Below are 18,374 nucleotides of genomic sequence, written 5' to 3'. Positions count from 1 at the left end.
AAGCGAGTAGCTTCCCAACCACCCCTGACGCCCAATACGGCAACGAACCCCGGAAACATCTCGAAACTGAGTCTTCCAGAAAAGGGAGCGTTAGTGAAAGAATGGGGATATAAAAAAGCTGCCAGGTGAGCTGGCAGCTTTCTTCTTTATACTTGTAAAAATTGTTCGACAGCGTCTGGCTTGAGGATGTTTCCGATATAGAAAGATCCGAAATCGCCATAACGTGAAGTTACTTCATCAAAGCGCATTTCATACACGAGCTTTTTGAATTGAAGCACATCATGAGCAAATAGCGTAACGCCCCATTCCCAGTCATCAAAACCAATGGATCCGGTAATGATCTGACGGATCTTGCCGGCGTATTGACGGCCTGTCATCCCGTGGGCATACATGAGTTTGGCACGTTCATCTTTTTCAAGGACATACCAGTTGTCATTTCCTTGCCTGCGCTTGTCCATCGGATAGAAGCAAATGTGGTTCCACTTCGGAAGGGTAGGGCGCAGGCGTGCCTGAATTTCAGGATCATCCTCGTTCGCACTCCCCATGTAATTGGAAAGCTCAACGACAGAGACATACGAATAGGAAGGCTTCGTGAATTCTGCCAGCTTGGATTTATTGAAGGCCGTTTCAATTTCGTTCAGCTCTTCCATTGTCGGACGTAAAATCATCATCATGAAATCTGCTTTTTGACCGACAATTGTATATAAAGCATGACTACCTTCTTTGCTGCGTTCTGTTTCTTCCCATTGACCGATCAATTCTTTGAATTCATTGATCGCTTCTTCACGGTCTTCGTTTGATGCATACTTCCATGCTGTCCAGTCGACAGAACGAAAATCATGCAGACAATACCAGCCGTCCATGGTAACTACTGCTTCTGGCATGGGATCGATCGCTCCTTTTACATTGAAGTATTGTACTAATAAAACATCCTCCATAAATATAACACATTTGCATTTGGATAGATAACGATGCGGGTATGACAAAAGAGTGAACAGTTAGAGAAGTATCATCTGCAGGGAAATAGGGTAAAGTTATAAAATGAAATCGCTTCAAACGGAAAACTTGATTCGAACCACTTTCATTTGAACACAAAAGGTCTTATCATGTATAACAGAATGAAAAAATGGAGGGTTAATCATGAGTAACCTATTTGATACTTTGAAGTCTAAAATTGATGGAAAAGGCAAGAAAGTCGTATTTCCAGAAGCCTTAGATGAAAGAATCCTAACAGCAGTGAGTCAATTGGGTGCTGACGGAATGTTGACACCTGTATTAGTCGGTAATAAAGAAAAAGTAGAACAGAAAGCATCTGAATTGAATGTAGATATTTCCGCTGCAGAAATTCTTGATCCTGCAAACTACGATGAGTTTGATGAAATGGTCGCAAGCTTTGTCGAGCGCCGTAAAGGAAAAGCGACAGAAGAAAAAGCACGTGAAATCCTGCAGGGCGGAAACTACTTCGGTACAATGCTTGTCTACATGGGTAAAGCAGACGGGCTTGTCAGTGGTGCCGCTCACTCTACAGCAGACACTGTGCGTCCAGCTCTTCAAATCATTAAAACGAAGCCCGGTATTAAGAAAACATCCGGCGTATTCATCATGGTCCGTGATGAAGAGAAATATGTATTTGCTGACTGTGCTATCAACATTAACCCTGACAGCCAGGACTTAGCAGAGATCGCTTTGGCAAGTGCAGAAACAGCCCAGCTATTCGATATCCATCCAAAAGTCGCTATGTTAAGCTTCTCTACGAAAGGGTCCGCCCAGTCCCCTGAAACGGAGAAAGTGACACAAGCACTTGAGATTGCCCAAGAACAAAACAAAGATCTATTAATTGATGGCGAATTCCAGTTTGATGCGGCGTTCGTGCCATCTGTAGCCGAGAAAAAGGCGCCGGATTCTCCACTAATGGGTGAAGCGAACACGTTCGTATTCCCAAGCCTTGAAGCAGGAAACATCGGTTATAAAATTGCCCAGCGCCTGGGTAACTTTGACGCTGTCGGCCCGATTCTGCAAGGCTTGAACCAGCCGGTAAACGATCTATCCCGCGGCTGTAATTCTGATGACGTGTACAAGCTAGCCATCATTACTGCTGCTCAAGCTCTATAAAGAAGTGAAAAAGTTCGCGGACAACGTCCAGCGAGCTTTTTTACTCAAACCCCCAGAAGAAATAGAAAAGCGCTCGACACCCTTATTCCAGGTTGTCGAGCGCTTTTTCGTTTCGTTTGATCATTTGCTCAAACCTCTTATGAAACCAGTCGATTTCGTCCCCTTCTAAAGCATGGGTGACAAGGTGACCCGAGAGTTCATGTAGTTTCATCAATATACGGTCACGTACGTCGGCAACACTGAGGTTAGTGCCCAGTAATTCGTTTAAAGATGCCATGACGCTTGGATCGATAACAGGATAGCTGAAGCGGGTCTCTTCGTCGCGTTTGCCCAGTTCATAGAACCGCTTCAAAAGCGCCGCACGTTCTGCGCCGCTGCCACTTACATCAAGATAGATCTGTACAGCGGAACCGTTTTTAACCCGGCGTTGTGAGATGCCGGCGAATTTTTTGCCATTGATACTCAAATCATATGTCCCTGGACAATAGGATTGGGTGATTTCATAAGCTTCAATTCCGTTCGTCAAATCGGAAAAGAGTTGGCTGATAAACGAAACCATCGCCTCATAACCGTCATGGATATTTACCTGTTTAGAATCAGGGAAGATGAGGGAAAGGTTCAAAACACCGTCATCCAACACGACGGCGAGACCACCGGAATTACGGACGATCACATCATAACCGTTCGACTTCAAATGTTGGATGGCTTCTTTTATATAAGGAAGGCGGGCATCCGGAATCCCGAGTACGATCGTATCGTGGTGGACCCAGAGTCTTGCCGTTGTCGGGCTCATGCGTTCACCGACACTTATGGATAACGCATCGTCCATAGCAAAAGACTGTAAGGCCGAAAATCCGGGCCCTAAATTGCTTTGGTCGATGAAGCGATACGTTTCTGGTTTTAATAATGGATGTAGTTCATTCATAGCATTCGTTCTCCTTTTCGGTAGCAACGTCCATTATACCAAAAGTCGCCTCTTGCATGAATGGAAGATCGATTGTAAAATTCTCTGATGGATAAAAAAATCATATCGAAAGTTAGAGCGCTTATAGACAGGTTTCTCGGAGAACACCTGTCAATTTCTGTCTGTCAAGATGTTTTTTTGTCGGAATTTAAGGTATATAATAGATAAAAATGTCGTGTAGAAAGGACAAACTGATGGCCTATCGTGATGAGAAGTTAAGTGAAGAAAAGGTTTTTAAAGACCCCGTACATCGTTATGTCCACGTTCGAGAACGGGTGATTTGGGATTTGATCGGGACGGCTGAATTTCAGAGGCTCCGTAGAATCAAACAGCTCGGCACATCTTATTTGACATTCCATGGAGCTGAACACAGCCGTTTCAACCACTCTTTAGGTGTTTATGAAATCGTTAGGAGAATCATCGAGAATTTCAAGGACCGTCCCAACTGGGATCAGGAGGAACGGCTGCTTTGTCTTTGTGCTGCTCTTTTACATGATCTCGGTCATGGACCTTTTTCGCATTCCTTTGAAAAAGTGTTCAAACTTGATCATGAAGATTTCACCCAGGCGATTTTACTCGGGGACACGGAAGTAAATAAGGTTCTAAGTAAAGTTGAAAAAGGTTTTCCTAAAAAAGTAGCGGATGTCATTAACAAGACGTACGAAAACAAGCTCGTCGTCAGCTTGATTTCCAGTCAAATTGATGCGGATCGAATGGATTACCTGCAGAGGGATGCTTATTTTACAGGTGTCAGCTATGGTCATTTCGACATGGAGCGGATACTTCGAGTGATGCGGCCGATGGAAGATCAGGTCGTAGTCAAGGAAAGCGGCATGCATGCGGTCGAAGATTATATTATGAGTCGTTACCAAATGTACTGGCAGGTGTATTTCCACCCTGTAACGAGAAGTGCAGAAGTCATTTTAACTAAAATTCTCCACCGTGCGAAGGAACTGTACGAAGAAGGGTACAACTTCAAGCTGAAACCGGTGCATTTTCTGTCCTTCTTTTCTGGTGAGCCTACCCTTGAAGAATATTTGGCGCTGGATGAAGCGGTCGTCCTCTATTATTTCCAGACGTGGATGAAGGAAGAAGATGACGTACTTAGTGATTTGTGCCATCGTTTCGTGAACCGTAAACTTTTCAAATACATCGAGTTCAATCCGAATTCTCAGATGAATGAATGGATGGAACTCTATAAACTGTTTACAAAAGCTGGTTTGAATCCTGATTATTATTTAGTTGTGGACTCAAGTTCGGACCTTCCGTATGACTTTTATCGCCCGGGTGAAGAAGGGGAAAGGCTGCCCATTCACCTTCTGCAGCCGAATGACGAGTTGAAGGAACTGTCCAGGCTTTCCGATATTGTCGAATCGATTTCTGGTAAAAAACGGACGGATCATAAATTGTACATCCCTCTTGATCGTCTCGAGGAAATGTCAAATCGAAGTAAAACGAAGAAGCGGATTATGGAAATTTTGTTTGGATAAGGAGTGAACCTCCATGTTGGAGAATCATGCGAAGTTGATGCAGTTTTTCTCAAGCACCGATGAAATTGTAGGCCGAAAGAAGTTGCAGAAGATGATTTACATACTGAAAAAGTGTGAAATCCCTTTTGAAGAGCGTTACCAGTTTCATTTCTATGGCCCTTACTCGGAGGAACTGACACTGAGAGTTGAGGAAATGTGTAATCTTGGTTTTATCAGCGAAACGAAAGAAGAGAAGAAGAATTATTATCAGTACCGGTACCAGTTGACCGATAGCGGAAGGGATTTCCTGACCCATTATGAGATGGACCTGCCTCCACTTAATGTTCACATCGAAGAAATGAATGGACGTAGTTCACGTTTCCTTGAGCTCGTTTCTACGATGCTTTTCTTTGAGCACTTACCGAAAGAAGAAATTGCTGAAAAAGTGTTCACGGTGAAAAGCGCTCAAAATTACACACAAGAAGATATCGATGAAGGATGGAAATTTATTGAACATTTGCGTTCCATTCATTAAGATAAAAAGTAGGTGTACGACGATGTACACCTTTTTTCTTGTGTATTTATGTCAGATAATTGAAAAAACATAAATCGAAAGTAGAGTGGGGGGTCTATACACGTGCGTTTCATTAAATTTTTCGCTTATTATATGATCGGTATCGTTGGTATTCTATTGGTTAGTACTACGCCGGCTTTGTTCTGGCAAGGGGCATTTTTAGATCTGGGAAATTACATAAAAGAGTTGAATCAATTGCTTGCCTCTGTAGTGAATCCGGGAGAGTGGACCTATTTATTCAAGGGACGCCCTGTACCAATTTTGGAATACTTATGGGACCCTTATCAATACTCTATGACCGTCTTCTTCGGTGGTATTTTATTAGGTTTCGTTCTCGCATTTGCAGGTGCATTCTTCACTGTTTTTTTACCGAAGTGGCTGCGTTCAGTCGTTGACCGTATTCTTGGCTTGCTCGAGAGCGTACCCGATTTATTGTTGGCTTTTTCTTTACAGTTGTTCATCGTTTGGTTTTATAAACAGACGGAAATCCTGCTTATTTCCTTTGCATCTCTCGGACAGGATAAAGTCTACCTGCTTCCGATGTTTGCCATTGCTGTCCTGCCTATGGTGACGATGTACAAAATCATCCTCGCATTGATCGAAGAAGAATGGACGAAATCTTATATACAAATGGCCAGGGGAAAAGGGTTGGAGAAAGCGGCCATTTTGTGTGTACATACCCTTCGGAACATCGGGAAAAGTACGTTCTACCATTCGAAAATCATTGTATGGGGGGCGTTGTCGAGTCTGTTAATCATTGAATATATCTTCAATATGAATGGGATTACGACGGCATTTCTCGATGATTTTCGGCCGATCGTTTCAAGTTTTATCCTTCTCATGCTATTTACACCTTTTTATATCATCTATCAAGGCACAGAACTGTTCCTTTTTAAGGATGAAAAGAAGTCCGAAGAAGTCGCTACACGTATGAACCGTTTTGTAGGAGCCGTCTCTTTCAAAGGGGGCAGAGGGTGGCTTACTCATGCGTTGTCAGAAATCGGGGCGCATTTTAAAAATATAAAGTTTCTCTTAGGTTTTACTGTCATTACGGGAACTATCATTATCAGTATCGCTTATACCATGACCGCAGAGCCGCTGATCGATCAGCATCGACTGATCTACGATGATGAAGGGACATTAGTCAGTTCGATTCCCCACACACCGGAGTATGTATTTTTGGGTACCGATGCTCTTGGTTTTAGCGTGTTTGACCAAATCATAGTCGGTGCGAAATATACGATTATTTTCGGTCTTGTGATTGCTTTCTTACGAATGGGTATTGGCTTCCTTTTAGCTATTCCTTATGCTTTCTTTCTACCCAAAAGGGTACAGCTGGTTTTTGAAAAATTCGTAGACAGCATGCATTTTTTACCGATGACGATCATTGCCTTTTTGCTATTGAAGCCGGTGTTATGGATGCCTCCTGGTGGGTTTACGACGACAGAAACAGAGAGGATCCTTTATCAGGGGATCATTTTGACACTTTTAGCTGTTCCGCTTGTGATAACGTTGTTCGGCAATGAAATGAAGTTGATTATGAAAGAAGAGTTCGTAACAAGTACAAAGGTGCTTGGAGGCAGTTCTGTTCATCTGTTGTGGAAGCATTTGATGCCGCATTTAAGTGCCAGAATGGGGATTATTTTTGGCCAGCAGTTTATCCAAACGTTGCTTATTTTCATTCACCTTGGTGTATTTGACATTTATTTTGGAGGGACAAAAGTAAGCTATGATTTTGTGGCGGATCCTCCAACGAGTACCACCTATGAATGGTCCGGGATGATCGGAGCAGCCAAAGATTCGTTGATGACAGGGCGTTGGTGGCTCATTATCCCTACACTTCTTTGTTTCATGGCAATCATTGTCTCGATGCAGTTGATCATCCAGGGGATTAAGGAAGTGCAGCAACGTCGTGTGGGAGTACCTGTAGAACAGAACACATGGCTCAAGAGGGTGTTCCGTAGAAAAGAAACGCATAGAGGGAAAGATGATTCACCCAAGGAAGCGGATTTTGTCTTCGTTCAAAGTTCGAAACAAACAGGCGGATCTGATTCCCGGGACGATCACAGGTACAGGAGAAAGTCTATATGAATCATATTCCTGTGTTTGAAATGGAAAAGATAAAGATGAGAGGTTTAAAAATATCCGACGCGCCCTCCTTGTTCCAATTCATGAGCCGGCCGGATACGATGAAGTACATCACTCCTCACCCCGTTCTGTCTTTGAAGGAGATGGAAGCTTACGTAGAAGAAAGACTGGCTGGCTTTCGTAAGCATAAAGAAATACCATGGGTGATTGAGAACGAAGAAGGGGAATGCATCGGCTTTTTCCGTTTTCACAAATGGAATCTTTGGCATAGGAAAGCAGAAATGGGAGCGGTCATTCATCCAAAGTACCAAAAGGCAGGCATCATGACAGAAGTTTTACTTAATGTTCTCCCTTATGCGTTCGACACACTGAATCTGAACCGGATTGTCGGAGACATTTTTGCTGAAAATGAGGGATCACGCAGGCTCTTGAATAATTTTGGCTTCCGGGAAGAGGGAGTATTAAGGGAAACAGATTTTGATGGAGAGAGATTTCAGGATACCGTCGTGTTTTCCATGCTGAAAAAGGAATACGAGCAGGTTAAACAAACGTTTGACCAATGAATCATGAAGCATCTCTTCTAACAAGAACTGTTTTGTATGTTAAAATGGGACAAAATAAGAGGACGATTGAAGAGGAGGATCGCTTTATGAAAGAGTTCGATCAATTTAAAAACAAAGGTGAAAGCAACGATAAAAAGAAGAACCAATTTACAATCCTTAAAGATGATTCGACCGATGGTCATGGCGGATATGGTGTCGGTTCCATCAGTTTGGAGAACATGACCCCGGTCATTGTGGATCCGAATGAAGACGAAGCCTATGTCGATATGGGTGCGCTTCACGCGCGTAGTAAAGTAGAAAAACGGATCAAGTTCATTACCGACCGTGAAGTCGTTAAAAACGGACTGAAATATTGGATCGCATGGGTAACGGTGGATTACCAGGAAGGAAGACCGTGTTACCACGGCGTAGCTGCCAGTGAGATTGTCGTGGACAGGTCCATCAAGCGCGGATACAAATTGATGCCTGAACACGTGAACCACATGGATAAATCCTTGAAGGGTCGCTTTGTCGTCGATCACCTTGATGAGAAGTCGAAAAAGCTGCTCGGAGGATATTTGCGTGATTTCAAACCAGAACTATGGGAGAACACAGCCCAGGAATTGAAAGACTCTCTAGGTGTACAATAATTCATGATTGAAAGCTCATAGCATCGTTATGGAGAGAGGGGAATCTGCAGGGTTTCCCTCTTTCTCATTTGATATTTTTTGTAAAAGAAAGGAGTGGATCCTATGAAAAGGATATTAGAAGATGATGTAGTATTTCACTTTGTGATTGCTCTTGTGGGGTTGATTTCAGGAATTCTTCATTTCCTGTTTAAATGGTCTTTTTATGCAGAACATGAGTATTTAACATCAGGGTTATGGTTTGTTTCAGGTGCGTTTGTGATCTATGTGAGTTGTATTTTCGTGTTCGGTTATCAGAAGAAGGCAAACGCAGGTAACAAAGAAATGGAGTAGATAAAGCGTACACCCCTTTTTTCTAGACAAGAGAGACGACCATGTAGCTAAGTATGAAAATTCCAGTTTACGATTCCCTCTTTTATGATAGAATAAGAACAAACGTTCGTGGTGGAGGGAACCAATGATGGATAACCGGAATCGTGATCGCGGGACGATCAAGTGGACATCGCTCATGTTACCGGAGCATGTAGAAATGGTGAAAAAACTTTGGAAAGAAGATCAGCGGGTAGAAAAAGGAATTATGGATGAACAGAAAGCTGTCGAGATTGACTTTCTTTTGCAGAGGGCACTAACGGACAATCTTACCGTCCAGGTTAGAGTCCACAATGGTTTCGAGTATGAAGATATAAGGATGAAGGTGACCCATGTGAACCGTAATAATCACACCGTATCAGGGGTTGATGGACAGACGAAAGAGAAGATCCGCATTCCCCTGGATGATATCGCTGACCTTGCCATTTTATAAGGTGTTCACGATTTGTTCACAAAATGTTCATGAAAAAAGTGTAAGAATTCAGACGCCCAATCTTGACGAATCAGCGATAAGGGTAATATATTAAGTAACACATGGATTATACATGTTTACTAGGACAGAGAAAGCGACCGGTTCCCCCGGTCGTTTTCTCTGTCTTTTTTTACTGTGTGATAAAGCAGTTAAAAAAAGCGAAAGGTCATCCGTTTTGAGGATGACCTTTCGCGCCAAAGAGAGCATGAATCGCGCACCAAAGGAACCGAGAATCGCATTAAAAGAACCAGTCCACCACATCTTTGAACCAAGGATCATCTTTGAATTCATCATCAACATCCTTGCTTTCGTCTCCGCCACAAACATCCTCAGGAATATCAGTTTCTTCCATGTACACTAACCGTTCCTGCGGACAGTTGGGACCTGCGACATAGCCGGTTTCCGGGTCGATGTAGACCCCTTTCACCCCTGGGGGCGGGATGAAGGCTGCTGTAGGTTCTGTCTCATGTATTTTCTCCATCGTATCGGCCCAGATGGCTTTCGCATACCGATGGTCGTTGAAGTCTTTGAGCGGCTTACTGCCTTCATCATATCCGACCCATACACCGGAAACGTACTGAGGGCTGAATCCGATCATCCAGCTATCGTTGTCAGTCGTTCCGGATTTTCCTCCATACATGCGTGTCAGCTTCCCTTTAATTGGAGTACCTGTAACCGATGCATAATCGGCATCTAAGATCGGATCGAACATCCCCGTCATCATGTGGGTCACGGTGAACGCCCGTGCTCGATCGACAGCATCGTCTTTATTGTAAGCCGGTTGGTATTCATACAGCACATTCCCGTGTCGGTCCGTAATTTTAGCGATCGTATGTCCCTCAATGGATTCCGTTCCTTTCACCATTTTTCCATAGGCACTGACCATATCGAAAAGGGATATGGAGGAGTACCCTAAGGCAAGAGAAGGGTGTGGCTTGAACGTTTCTTCAACACCGAACGTCTTCATCGTTTTTCCTAGTTTTTCCGGTCCGATATCCATGTGGGTTTTCACCGCATAAATATTATCGGAAACGGCAAGGGCTTGAGCCATAGAAATCGGTTCTTCTGCATATTGGTTATTGAAATTGGATGGAATATAAGGTTCCGTTTTACCTTCTACCTCAATTTCAATAGGCTGCGTCTCTTTCATCGTGACAGGGGAGTACCCTTCCGCGAGCGCTGCATAATACAGAAAAGGTTTGATGGTTGAACCGACGGAACGTTTCGCCTGAGTGGCTCTATTGAACGGACTTTCTCCATAATCTTTACCACCGACAAGGGCCGTAATTGCTCCAGAATGGCTGTTCATAACAGCGGAAGCGACTTGGATTTCTTCACTCCCTGGAATGTTTCTTTTCACCTGCTCTTCCAAAATCCGTTGATGCTCTTCAATCAGAGTGGTGTGAATATGATAGCCGCCTGTCTGGACACTTTCTCTGTCTACTTCAAGCAGCTGAGCCGCTTCTGTAACGACTTGGTCCTGAAAATATGGAGCAATCTCCTGGGTGTCATCTTCTTCACCGTCCGCATAGGAGATGCTCGCTTCCACAGCTGCTCTTTTTTCAGAGGAAGTGATATAGCCGTTCTGTTCCATTTCAGCTAAGATTTGTTGTTGTCTTGCTTCTGCTCGTTCAGCGTTCGCCAGTGGTGAATAATAGGTCGGGCCTTTAGGGATACCGGCTAACATGGAGGCTTCTGTCAAAGTAAGATCAGCCGCGTGTTTATTGAAATATTGCCGGCTGGCAGCTTCGATTCCATAAGCCCCGTGGCCGTAATAGATGGTGTTCAAATAACCTTCCAATATTTCATCTTTGTTATAAAAAATTTCTAATCGTAAGGCATAGAGAGCTTCGTTTAGTTTCCGCTTCCATGTTTTATCATGGGAAAGGTATAAGTTTCTTGCATACTGCTGGGTGATGGTGCTGGCCCCCTCGGCCATTCTCATCTGCTTAAGATCCGTAAGTGCCGCTGCTGCAATTCGCTTCACATCGAAACCGAAGTGGTTATAGAAACGCCGGTCTTCAATGGCGAGGGTAGCGTCTTTGATAGATTCGGGCATTTCCTCTATGTTAATCCAGTAACGTTCTTCGGCCCCTTGCTCTTCTCCTATGATTTCCCCGTCTGTCCCATAGAAGACAGTATTCTGTTCAGTCATCAACGATGGAGGTCCCTGAGTGATGGCATAGATCAACACGCCGATAATTCCAACAATCCCTACGATTGTCCCGAAGACGGCGAGTTTCATACCGCGGATCGTCCATCGATAAGTCGTTCTGAAAAATGATCGCATCCTTTTATACTCCTAACTGTTACGAATGTATAAAGACTGCTATTATTATGTGAGAATACGTAGTAAAATAAACTTCTTGAGTGAAACAAACGTATAGAATGAAAGTTATTTCATAGATGAAAAAGGAGAAATGCAGCATGGGTACATGGTTTACTGAGAAACAGACTGATCATTTCGGGATTACGGCGAAAGTCAATCGCTCCCTGCATAGTGAGAAAACAGACTTTCAAGATTTAGAGATGCTGGAAACAGCGGAGTGGGGGAATATGCTCGTTCTTGATGACATGGTCATGACGACAGAGAAGGATGAATTCGTCTATCACGAAATGGTTGCCCATGTTCCATTGTTTACCCACCCGAATCCGAAAAACGTTCTTGTCGTCGGTGGCGGTGACGGGGGCGTCATTCGTGAAGTGTTGAAACATGAAAGTGTAGAAAAAGCGACACTTGTGGAGATCGACGGGAAGGTCATCGAGTATTCGAAGAAGTATTTACCTTCTATTGCCGGAGCTCTTGAGGATAACCGTGTCGAAGTGAAGGTGGACGACGGTTTCATGCACATCGCAAAAAGTGAAAACGAGTATGATGTCATCATGGTCGATTCCACCGAACCCGTAGGGCCGGCGGTCAATCTTTTTTCCAAAGGTTTCTATGGGGGCATTGCCAAAGCATTGAAAGAGGACGGTATTTTCGTTGCCCAAACGGACAACCCATGGTTTAAAGCAGATCTGATCCGTCAGGTGTATAGCGATGTGAAAGAAACCTTCCCCATCACAAAAGTGTACACAGCGAACATTCCGACTTATCCAAGCGGGCTGTGGACATTCACAATGGGAAGTAAAGTCCACGATCCACTCAAAGTCAACGAGGAACGGTTTACAGATATCGACACCAAATATTACACAGACGAAATTCATCAGGCGTGCTTTGCACTGCCGAAGTTCGTCAAAGATCTCACGAAGGAGTGAACCGCATGCGTTTTGATGAATCCTACTCTGGAAAAGTATTTATCATGAGTCGGGCGACGGAGGAGGAAGCGGATGCTGTCATTTACGGCATGCCGATGGACTGGACCGTCAGCTTCCGCCCGGGATCACGCTTCGGCCCGAACCGTATTCGTGAAGCCTCCATCGGACTGGAAGAGTATAGCCCGTACCTTGATCGTCATTTGGAAGAAGTGAACTATCATGATGCCGGCGATTTGATGCTGCCATTCGGAAATGCGGCACGTAGTCTTGATATCATCGAAGGGTATTTGGATGAACTGCTTGAAAAAGGAAAATTTCCCCTCGGTCTTGGTGGAGAGCATCTCGTCACATGGCCTGTCATTCAGGCCATGTACAAAAAACACCCGGACCTCGCTATTATTCATATCGATGCCCACGCCGATCTTCGTGAAGAGTATGAAGGAGAAGTGTTGTCCCACTCGACGCCGATTCGTAAATCGTGTGAGCTGCTAGGAGCAGAAAATGTCTACTCATTCGGCATCCGCTCCGGCATGCGTGAAGAGTTTCAATATGCAGAAGAATCCGGTATGCATATGGCCAAGTTCGAGGTGTTGGAACCTTTGAAAAAAGTGCTGCCTGAGCTTGCCGGCCGTCCAGTGTACGTTACGATTGATATCGATGTGCTCGATCCTGCCTTTGCACCTGGAACAGGGACGGCAGAAGCGGGTGGCATCTCGTCGAAAGAACTGCTCGCAAGTATCCATGCCATAGCCGGCAGTGATTTGAACATCGTAGGCGCGGACCTTGTTGAAGTCGCTCCAGCGTATGACCCGACAGAGAAGACGCAGATTGCGGCGAGCAAGTTCATCCGCGAAATGCTTTTAGGGTTCGTCAAATAAATGATAGAATGGAACAAGCCACTGTGAGGGTCTTCATAGTGGCTTTTCTATATGGATAGAGCTATAAGCAAACACACGATACAAAGGAGCTTTTGTTTTGAATAAAAAGACGATGGGAGTGGCGGGGATCTATGTATTGATCATGCTCCCCCTGCTGCTTCTCACTTACGGAGCAAACTGGAACCCCTCCAACATCTCGTATGAGTTGAATGGAGATACACTTGTGATTAACGAAGGAATAGGGAAAGAGGAAGTCGCTGAGGTGAATGTGGAAGACCGAATGAACGACCTTCTGCAGTTCACTTTGGCAGTCTCTGTGGAAAATAAACAGTGGAGTACAGATGTATGGGTGATTGGCCTCTTGCTTCCATTTTTACTTTTCGCGATTGTCCCGGACCGCCGTCCGTTCAAAAAAAATCTATCATTCAAGTGGTACTTGACGATTGTTTTGGCTATCCTAGTTCTATATGCGGCTTATTCGATTCCGAATCATGTTGCCCAAGTGAAGGAAGTGCACGAATACGTCAACCTTCTTATTGAATGACGCTTGCGTTTTTCTGTTCGAATTCTTATAATATATTAGTTATATCTTGTACGTAAAAATGGCGATAGAAAAGGTGGAGGGAAGATGCCAAGTAACGCAAAAGATGTCCAGGTGCAGCTTGTTACGGAAATACAGGATGAGGATCGTAAAGAGACGATGAAGATCCACGAACCGGGACAGTTTTTCAAACGAGGCGATACGCAAGTGCTCACCTTTATCGAGCACCCGGAAGATGGAGAACCGGTCAGTACGATGGTGACGATCAAACCGGAACATGTCAGCATCAAACGAAGCGGTGGCGTGGAAATGCGCCAGGTTTTCCAGACATCCACGGAAACGGAAAATTTATATCATCATACGTATGGTGATTTTCATATGAAGACACTTACAGATAAAGTGGAATTCCGTTCTTTGGAAGAATCCACACAGGGCCGACTGTATTTAAGTTATACCATGACTTTAAACCATGAAGTGACTCAAGCCCACCGCTTGACGTTGACGTTTGAGGAGGAGAGCGATTCATGAATATCGTTGAACAAATGGAACAGAAACTGAAGGATGAAATCGTACGCTCAGTCCTAGCTGCCGAACTTGCATCTGAGGAAGAGATGCCGGAAGTAATCCTTGAGCAGCCGAAAGACAAAGCGCACGGAGACTATGCCACGAACATGGCGATGCAGTTGGCGCGCGTAGCCAAAAAGAATCCACGTGCCATCGCGACCGATCTCGTAGAGCAGTTCGACAAGTCCAAAGCATCCATCGAGAAAATTGAAATTGCTGGACCAGGGTTCATTAACTTTTACATGAACAATCAGTATTTGACCGAATTGGTTCCTACGATTCTGAATGCTGGAGAAGAGTATGGACGCAGCAAGAGTGGAGAAGGACACAAAATTCAGGTGGAGTTCGTTTCTGCCAACCCGACAGGTACGCTTCACTTAGGGCACGCACGTGGCGCAGCGGTCGGTGATTCCCTATGCAACGTTTTGGATGCCGCAGGATACGATGTGTCCCGTGAATACTACATTAATGATGCCGGAAACCAAATGGCGAATTTGGCGAAATCCCTGGAAGCCCGCTATATGCAAAATCTCGGAAAAGAGTGGAGCATGCCGGAAGATGGCTATCAGGGCCAGGATATCATTGGCTTAGCTGAAAAGCTCGTGAGTCAAGATGGTGAAAAATGGGTCGATGTTGCGGAAGAAGAGCGCCTTCAGTTCTTCCGTGAGTACGGATTGAAATTCCTATTGGATAAAATCAAAACAGACCTGGAAGAATTCCGTGTTCCATTTGATGAATGGTTCTCTGAAACTTCTCTGTACAACGATGACCAGATTACAGACGCCCTTGCCGTTTTGAAAAACCAAGGCTATGTATTCGAAAAAGATGATGCCACTTGGTTTGAAACGACGAAGTTCGGCGATGACAAGAATCGCGTACTGATTAAGAATGACGGAACGTACACATACTTGACGCCGGATATCGCCTACCATAAAAACAAATTGGACCGTGGATTTGATACACTGATCAATATTTGGGGAGCCGATCACCATGGCTATATTCCACGTATGAAAGCGGCCATCCAGGCGCTTGGCTACGAGAAAGACACGCTCGAAGTAGAAATCATTCAAATGGTCAACTTGTTCCAGGACGGCGAAAAGGTGAAAATGAGTAAGCGTACAGGTAAGGCGGTCACCCTTCGTGAACTGATGGAAGAGGTAGGAATCGATGCCATGCGTTACTTCTTCTCCATGCGCTCCAGTGATTCTCACCTGGACTTTGATATGGACCTTGCCCGTTCAGAATCGAACGAAAACCCTGTGTATTACGTCCAATATGCACATGCCCGCATTTGTACAATGCTTAAGCAAGCAGAAGAAAAAGGGCTGGTGAAAGATTCGTATGACGGAAGCTATCTCACAGCTGAAAAAGAAGAAGACCTTCTCAAGCGTCTTGGAGAATTCCCGCAAGTGGTAGCGGATGCCGCAGAAAAACGCACGCCACACCGCGTGACACAGTATGCATTCGATCTCGCATCCAATCTGCACAGCTTTTACAATGCTGTCAAAGTACTTGACGATGAAAATCCAGAGCTGACAGCAGCGAGAATTGCCTTGATGAAAGCTGTCCGTACAACGCTGAATAATGCACTTCGACTAATCGGAGTTTCTGCACCAAACCAAATGTAATTCCATATACTAGGAAAAGGGCGTCTTTGCTAATAGAGCAGGGGCGCTCTTTTTTTGTATTTATATAAAATTATTGAAGTATATGGCAGGATTGTGGAAACTTGATTTCGAGAACTTTGTTGAGTGGATGGGGGCTGCAGGGAATGACTCGCTTTCCACGGGAGCGCGGTGAGCCTCCTCAGGCTGACGCCTTGCGGGGTCTCACCAAGCACTCTCTTCCCGCAGGAGTCTCGCCATTCCCCTCCGCCCCTTTGCCATATGACGTTCACGAAATCATTTCTGGGGTTAACAGCATTTCTGCTTAGAAAAGTGGGTAGAGAATTAGCCTTCATATCGGTCATTTCGAGCGAGGAAGCTTGATACAGAGCTCTTACACAAAGATAGTGCAAGACATCCCATCTTGGTATAGGGTTCGTTTCTCTCTGATATCGAATGGGGTGGTTGGGAAGTTGCGAGACTCCCGCGGGAATGGATTGACTGGAGAGACCCCGCAGAGCGGAGCTCGAGGAGGCTCTCCGTCATCCCCGCAGGAAAGCGAGTGGCTTCCCAACCACCCCTGAAGCTCAACCAGGCAAACGAACCCCGGTTCTCTCGAAACTGAGGCTTCCACAATTGGAAGTCTATTGTCCTTTTAGGTGAATCAATGGCAGGGGGCTTTCGTAACATAAAAAGAAGCTTGCATGACAAGGCGCATGCAAGCAAAAACTATTGCTGTGTCTTACATATCGAAAGGTTGTGGAAAAGATGAAAGAAGTCATTCTCGCATTGATTACAGGGTTCATCGTTGGACTCGTTTTTGCAGGGTTCAAACTGCCGATCCCCGCACCACCTGCTTTTGCTGGAGTTGCAGGGATCATCGGGATCTACCTCGGCTTTAAAGTCATGGCATGGGCGGGCCCGATGTTTGCAGAATTTTTCAAGTGAAATAATTACAAGAAAGGCCTCAACAATACAGCGATTCTCTGGTTCAGGCGCGTAGTGAATGAACGACGCTTGAGCCAGTGTTCATCGAAGGCTATGGCATCAGCAGCATCCTCGAAGTAAGCAGCTCTTAAGTCACTGATGAAGTCCTCATCATACACATAGGTGTTGACTTCCTTGTTCAAAAAGAAGCTTCGGCGGTCGAAGTTGGCCGTTCCAATATCGGCAAATGTTCCGTCGATGATGATGATTTTAGAATGGTAAAAGCCTGCATCAAAAAAACGAATGGAAGCTCCCTTGTGATAAAGCTCTTTTAAATAAGGGATAGCTGCCGGCTTTACAAATGGGTGGTCGGCCTTCATTGGAATCATGATGTGAAGTTCTACCCCTCGATCGATCGCCTGCTTTAAGGCTTCTTGTAGTCTGTCTGTCGGAATGAAATAGGGGGTGCCGATCAGGATTTCCTTTTTGGCAGAATGGATCATCTTCGCAAATTCTTTTTCCAGCTCGACCCCGTCCGTTGCTAAAATGTTCATTTTATGGTTTCCGTCTTCAGAAGGCTGACAAGGAGTAAGCGTTTCTCCGGAAGCCAGGTACCAATCATCCAGCATCACTTTATGGATTTGCGAAACGACAGGACCTGTCAAACGCAGGTGATAGTCTCTCCAGTCTCCGAATTTTGCTGACTCTCCTATATAATTCTTACCGATGTTGAATCCACCCAAATATCCTACTTTTCCGTCAATAACCGTAATTTTTCTATGATTTCTCCTATTTAATCGATAAAAAAAGAAGGGGAATCCGGGAGTTTCGGCGAAGTAGAAGTCAACCCCTGCGTCTTTTAGTTTCTTTCTAGCTGACTTATTAATTTTGTACCCTCCGAGCCTGTCGACAAGGAGTCGGACCGGTACACCGTTTCGAGCTTTGTTCTTCAATACGTCTAAGAAATTTTCACTGATATAATCGTTATCGATCAAGTAGAAGTATACGTCAACTTGTTTTTTTGCTTCGGAAATTTCCTGGAACATCTGTTCATAAAGGACCGAACCATTTTTATATAGTTTGTAATTGCCGCTTGTTTCCGGCAGGGGGATGGGTCTATGGTTTTTTCTATGTTTCGCCCGTCCCCATTTGAAGTCAAGGACAAGTAATAAAATGAACAAAATGATGAATAGAATAATGGTGACGAGCATCTCCGTACCTCCTAAAAAATATCTTCCACATAGTTTCCCCGTTTTTAAAGGTTTCAAAAGGAAAAACATGAAAATATGTTGACTGAATGCTCATTCATAATTTATAGTAAAGCTATAAGATTCAGAAAATTATAAGATTACTTGTCGATTTTCT

At 44.5% G+C, this 18,374-nt stretch carries 18 protein-coding genes; 14 read left to right on the top strand and 4 right to left on the bottom strand.

The window, feature by feature from the left end:
- Positions 1-146: 146 nt before the first annotated feature.
- Positions 147-884 (bottom strand): hydrogen peroxide-dependent heme synthase, encoded by a 738-nt coding sequence (hemQ, locus tag DYE48_RS09500; RefSeq protein ID WP_089654957.1) that lies wholly within the window; start codon positions 882-884, stop codon positions 147-149.
- A gap of 256 nt (positions 885-1,140) precedes the next feature.
- Between hemQ and pta the strand changes: the two genes are divergently transcribed.
- Positions 1,141-2,112 carry a phosphate acetyltransferase gene (gene pta, locus DYE48_RS09495; protein WP_089654941.1) on the top strand — a complete coding sequence of 324 codons (972 nt, stop codon included), beginning with the start codon at positions 1,141-1,143 and terminating at the stop codon, positions 2,110-2,112.
- An 82-nt stretch (positions 2,113-2,194) separates the two neighbouring features.
- On the opposite strand, the gene lipL is transcribed toward pta, so the two are convergent.
- Positions 2,195-3,037, bottom strand: coding sequence for an octanoyl-[GcvH]:protein N-octanoyltransferase (gene lipL / locus DYE48_RS09490; RefSeq protein WP_115823395.1), 843 nt, complete (start codon positions 3,035-3,037; stop codon positions 2,195-2,197).
- A 233-nt stretch (positions 3,038-3,270) separates the two neighbouring features.
- Here lipL and DYE48_RS09485 point away from each other — a divergent pair, with 233 nt between their 5' ends.
- The 7 genes from DYE48_RS09485 to DYE48_RS09455 all read left to right on the top strand — a co-directional run bounded on the left by DYE48_RS09485 (position 3,271) and on the right by DYE48_RS09455 (position 9,198).
- The gene (locus DYE48_RS09485) at positions 3,271-4,566 is read left to right on the top strand and encodes an HD domain-containing protein (RefSeq protein ID WP_115823394.1); all 1,296 of its coding nucleotides are present in this window, start codon (positions 3,271-3,273) and stop codon (positions 4,564-4,566) included.
- Positions 4,567-4,579: 13 nt separating this feature from the next.
- Complete coding sequence (locus DYE48_RS09480; protein WP_115823393.1) at positions 4,580-5,080, top strand: YwgA family protein; 501 nt, start codon at positions 4,580-4,582, stop codon at positions 5,078-5,080.
- Between the two features lie 102 nt (positions 5,081-5,182).
- Positions 5,183-7,210: an ABC transporter permease subunit gene (locus DYE48_RS09475; protein ID WP_208639648.1), complete on the top strand. Its 2,028-nt coding sequence runs from the start codon at positions 5,183-5,185 to the stop codon at positions 7,208-7,210.
- Positions 7,207-7,770, top strand: coding sequence for a GNAT family N-acetyltransferase (locus DYE48_RS09470; protein WP_115823392.1), 564 nt, complete (start codon positions 7,207-7,209; stop codon positions 7,768-7,770). Before DYE48_RS09475 ends, DYE48_RS09470 begins: the two co-directional genes overlap by 4 nt.
- 86 nt (positions 7,771-7,856) lie before the next feature.
- Positions 7,857-8,399 (top strand): YwhD family protein, encoded by a 543-nt coding sequence (locus DYE48_RS09465; RefSeq protein WP_115823391.1) that lies wholly within the window; start codon positions 7,857-7,859, stop codon positions 8,397-8,399.
- A gap of 102 nt (positions 8,400-8,501) precedes the next feature.
- Complete coding sequence (locus tag DYE48_RS09460) at positions 8,502-8,729, top strand: hypothetical protein (protein ID WP_089654948.1); 228 nt, start codon at positions 8,502-8,504, stop codon at positions 8,727-8,729.
- A gap of 124 nt (positions 8,730-8,853) precedes the next feature.
- On the top strand, positions 8,854-9,198 hold the full coding sequence (locus DYE48_RS09455; RefSeq protein WP_244199402.1) for a YolD-like family protein: 345 nt from the start codon (positions 8,854-8,856) through the stop codon (positions 9,196-9,198).
- 277 nt (positions 9,199-9,475) lie between these two features.
- Here the strand turns inward: DYE48_RS09455 and DYE48_RS09450 are convergent, their stop codons facing one another.
- Positions 9,476-11,527 (bottom strand): transglycosylase domain-containing protein, encoded by a 2,052-nt coding sequence (locus tag DYE48_RS09450; RefSeq protein WP_115823390.1) that lies wholly within the window; start codon positions 11,525-11,527, stop codon positions 9,476-9,478.
- A gap of 137 nt (positions 11,528-11,664) precedes the next feature.
- Here DYE48_RS09450 and speE point away from each other — a divergent pair, with 137 nt between their 5' ends.
- From speE to DYE48_RS09420, 6 genes are all read left to right on the top strand, one after another.
- Complete coding sequence (speE, locus tag DYE48_RS09445) at positions 11,665-12,495, top strand: polyamine aminopropyltransferase (RefSeq protein ID WP_115823389.1); 831 nt, start codon at positions 11,665-11,667, stop codon at positions 12,493-12,495.
- A 5-nt stretch (positions 12,496-12,500) separates the two neighbouring features.
- A complete protein-coding gene (gene speB / locus DYE48_RS09440) occupies positions 12,501-13,373 on the top strand; it encodes an agmatinase (protein ID WP_115823388.1) in 873 nt (290 codons plus the stop codon).
- Between the two features lie 97 nt (positions 13,374-13,470).
- Complete coding sequence (locus tag DYE48_RS09435) at positions 13,471-13,917, top strand: hypothetical protein (protein WP_115823387.1); 447 nt, start codon at positions 13,471-13,473, stop codon at positions 13,915-13,917.
- 84 nt (positions 13,918-14,001) lie between these two features.
- A complete protein-coding gene (locus DYE48_RS09430) occupies positions 14,002-14,442 on the top strand; it encodes a YwiB family protein (RefSeq protein WP_115823386.1) in 441 nt (146 codons plus the stop codon).
- Positions 14,439-16,106 (top strand): arginine--tRNA ligase, encoded by a 1,668-nt coding sequence (argS, locus tag DYE48_RS09425; RefSeq protein WP_115823385.1) that lies wholly within the window; start codon positions 14,439-14,441, stop codon positions 16,104-16,106. The genes DYE48_RS09430 and argS overlap by 4 nt, the downstream gene beginning before the upstream one ends.
- Positions 16,107-16,850: 744 nt before the next feature.
- A complete protein-coding gene (locus DYE48_RS09420) occupies positions 16,851-17,030 on the top strand; it encodes a XapX domain-containing protein (protein ID WP_089654841.1) in 180 nt (59 codons plus the stop codon).
- A 5-nt stretch (positions 17,031-17,035) separates the two neighbouring features.
- On the opposite strand, the gene cls is transcribed toward DYE48_RS09420, so the two are convergent.
- Positions 17,036-18,220 (bottom strand): cardiolipin synthase, encoded by a 1,185-nt coding sequence (gene cls / locus DYE48_RS09415; RefSeq protein WP_115823384.1) that lies wholly within the window; start codon positions 18,218-18,220, stop codon positions 17,036-17,038.
- Positions 18,221-18,374 lie beyond the last annotated feature (154 nt).

Source organism: Halobacillus trueperi, from assembly GCF_003386945.1.
GTDB lineage: Bacteria > Bacillota > Bacilli > Bacillales > Halobacillaceae > Halobacillus > Halobacillus aidingensis.
This window is presented reverse-complemented; position numbering and strand designations above follow the sequence as displayed.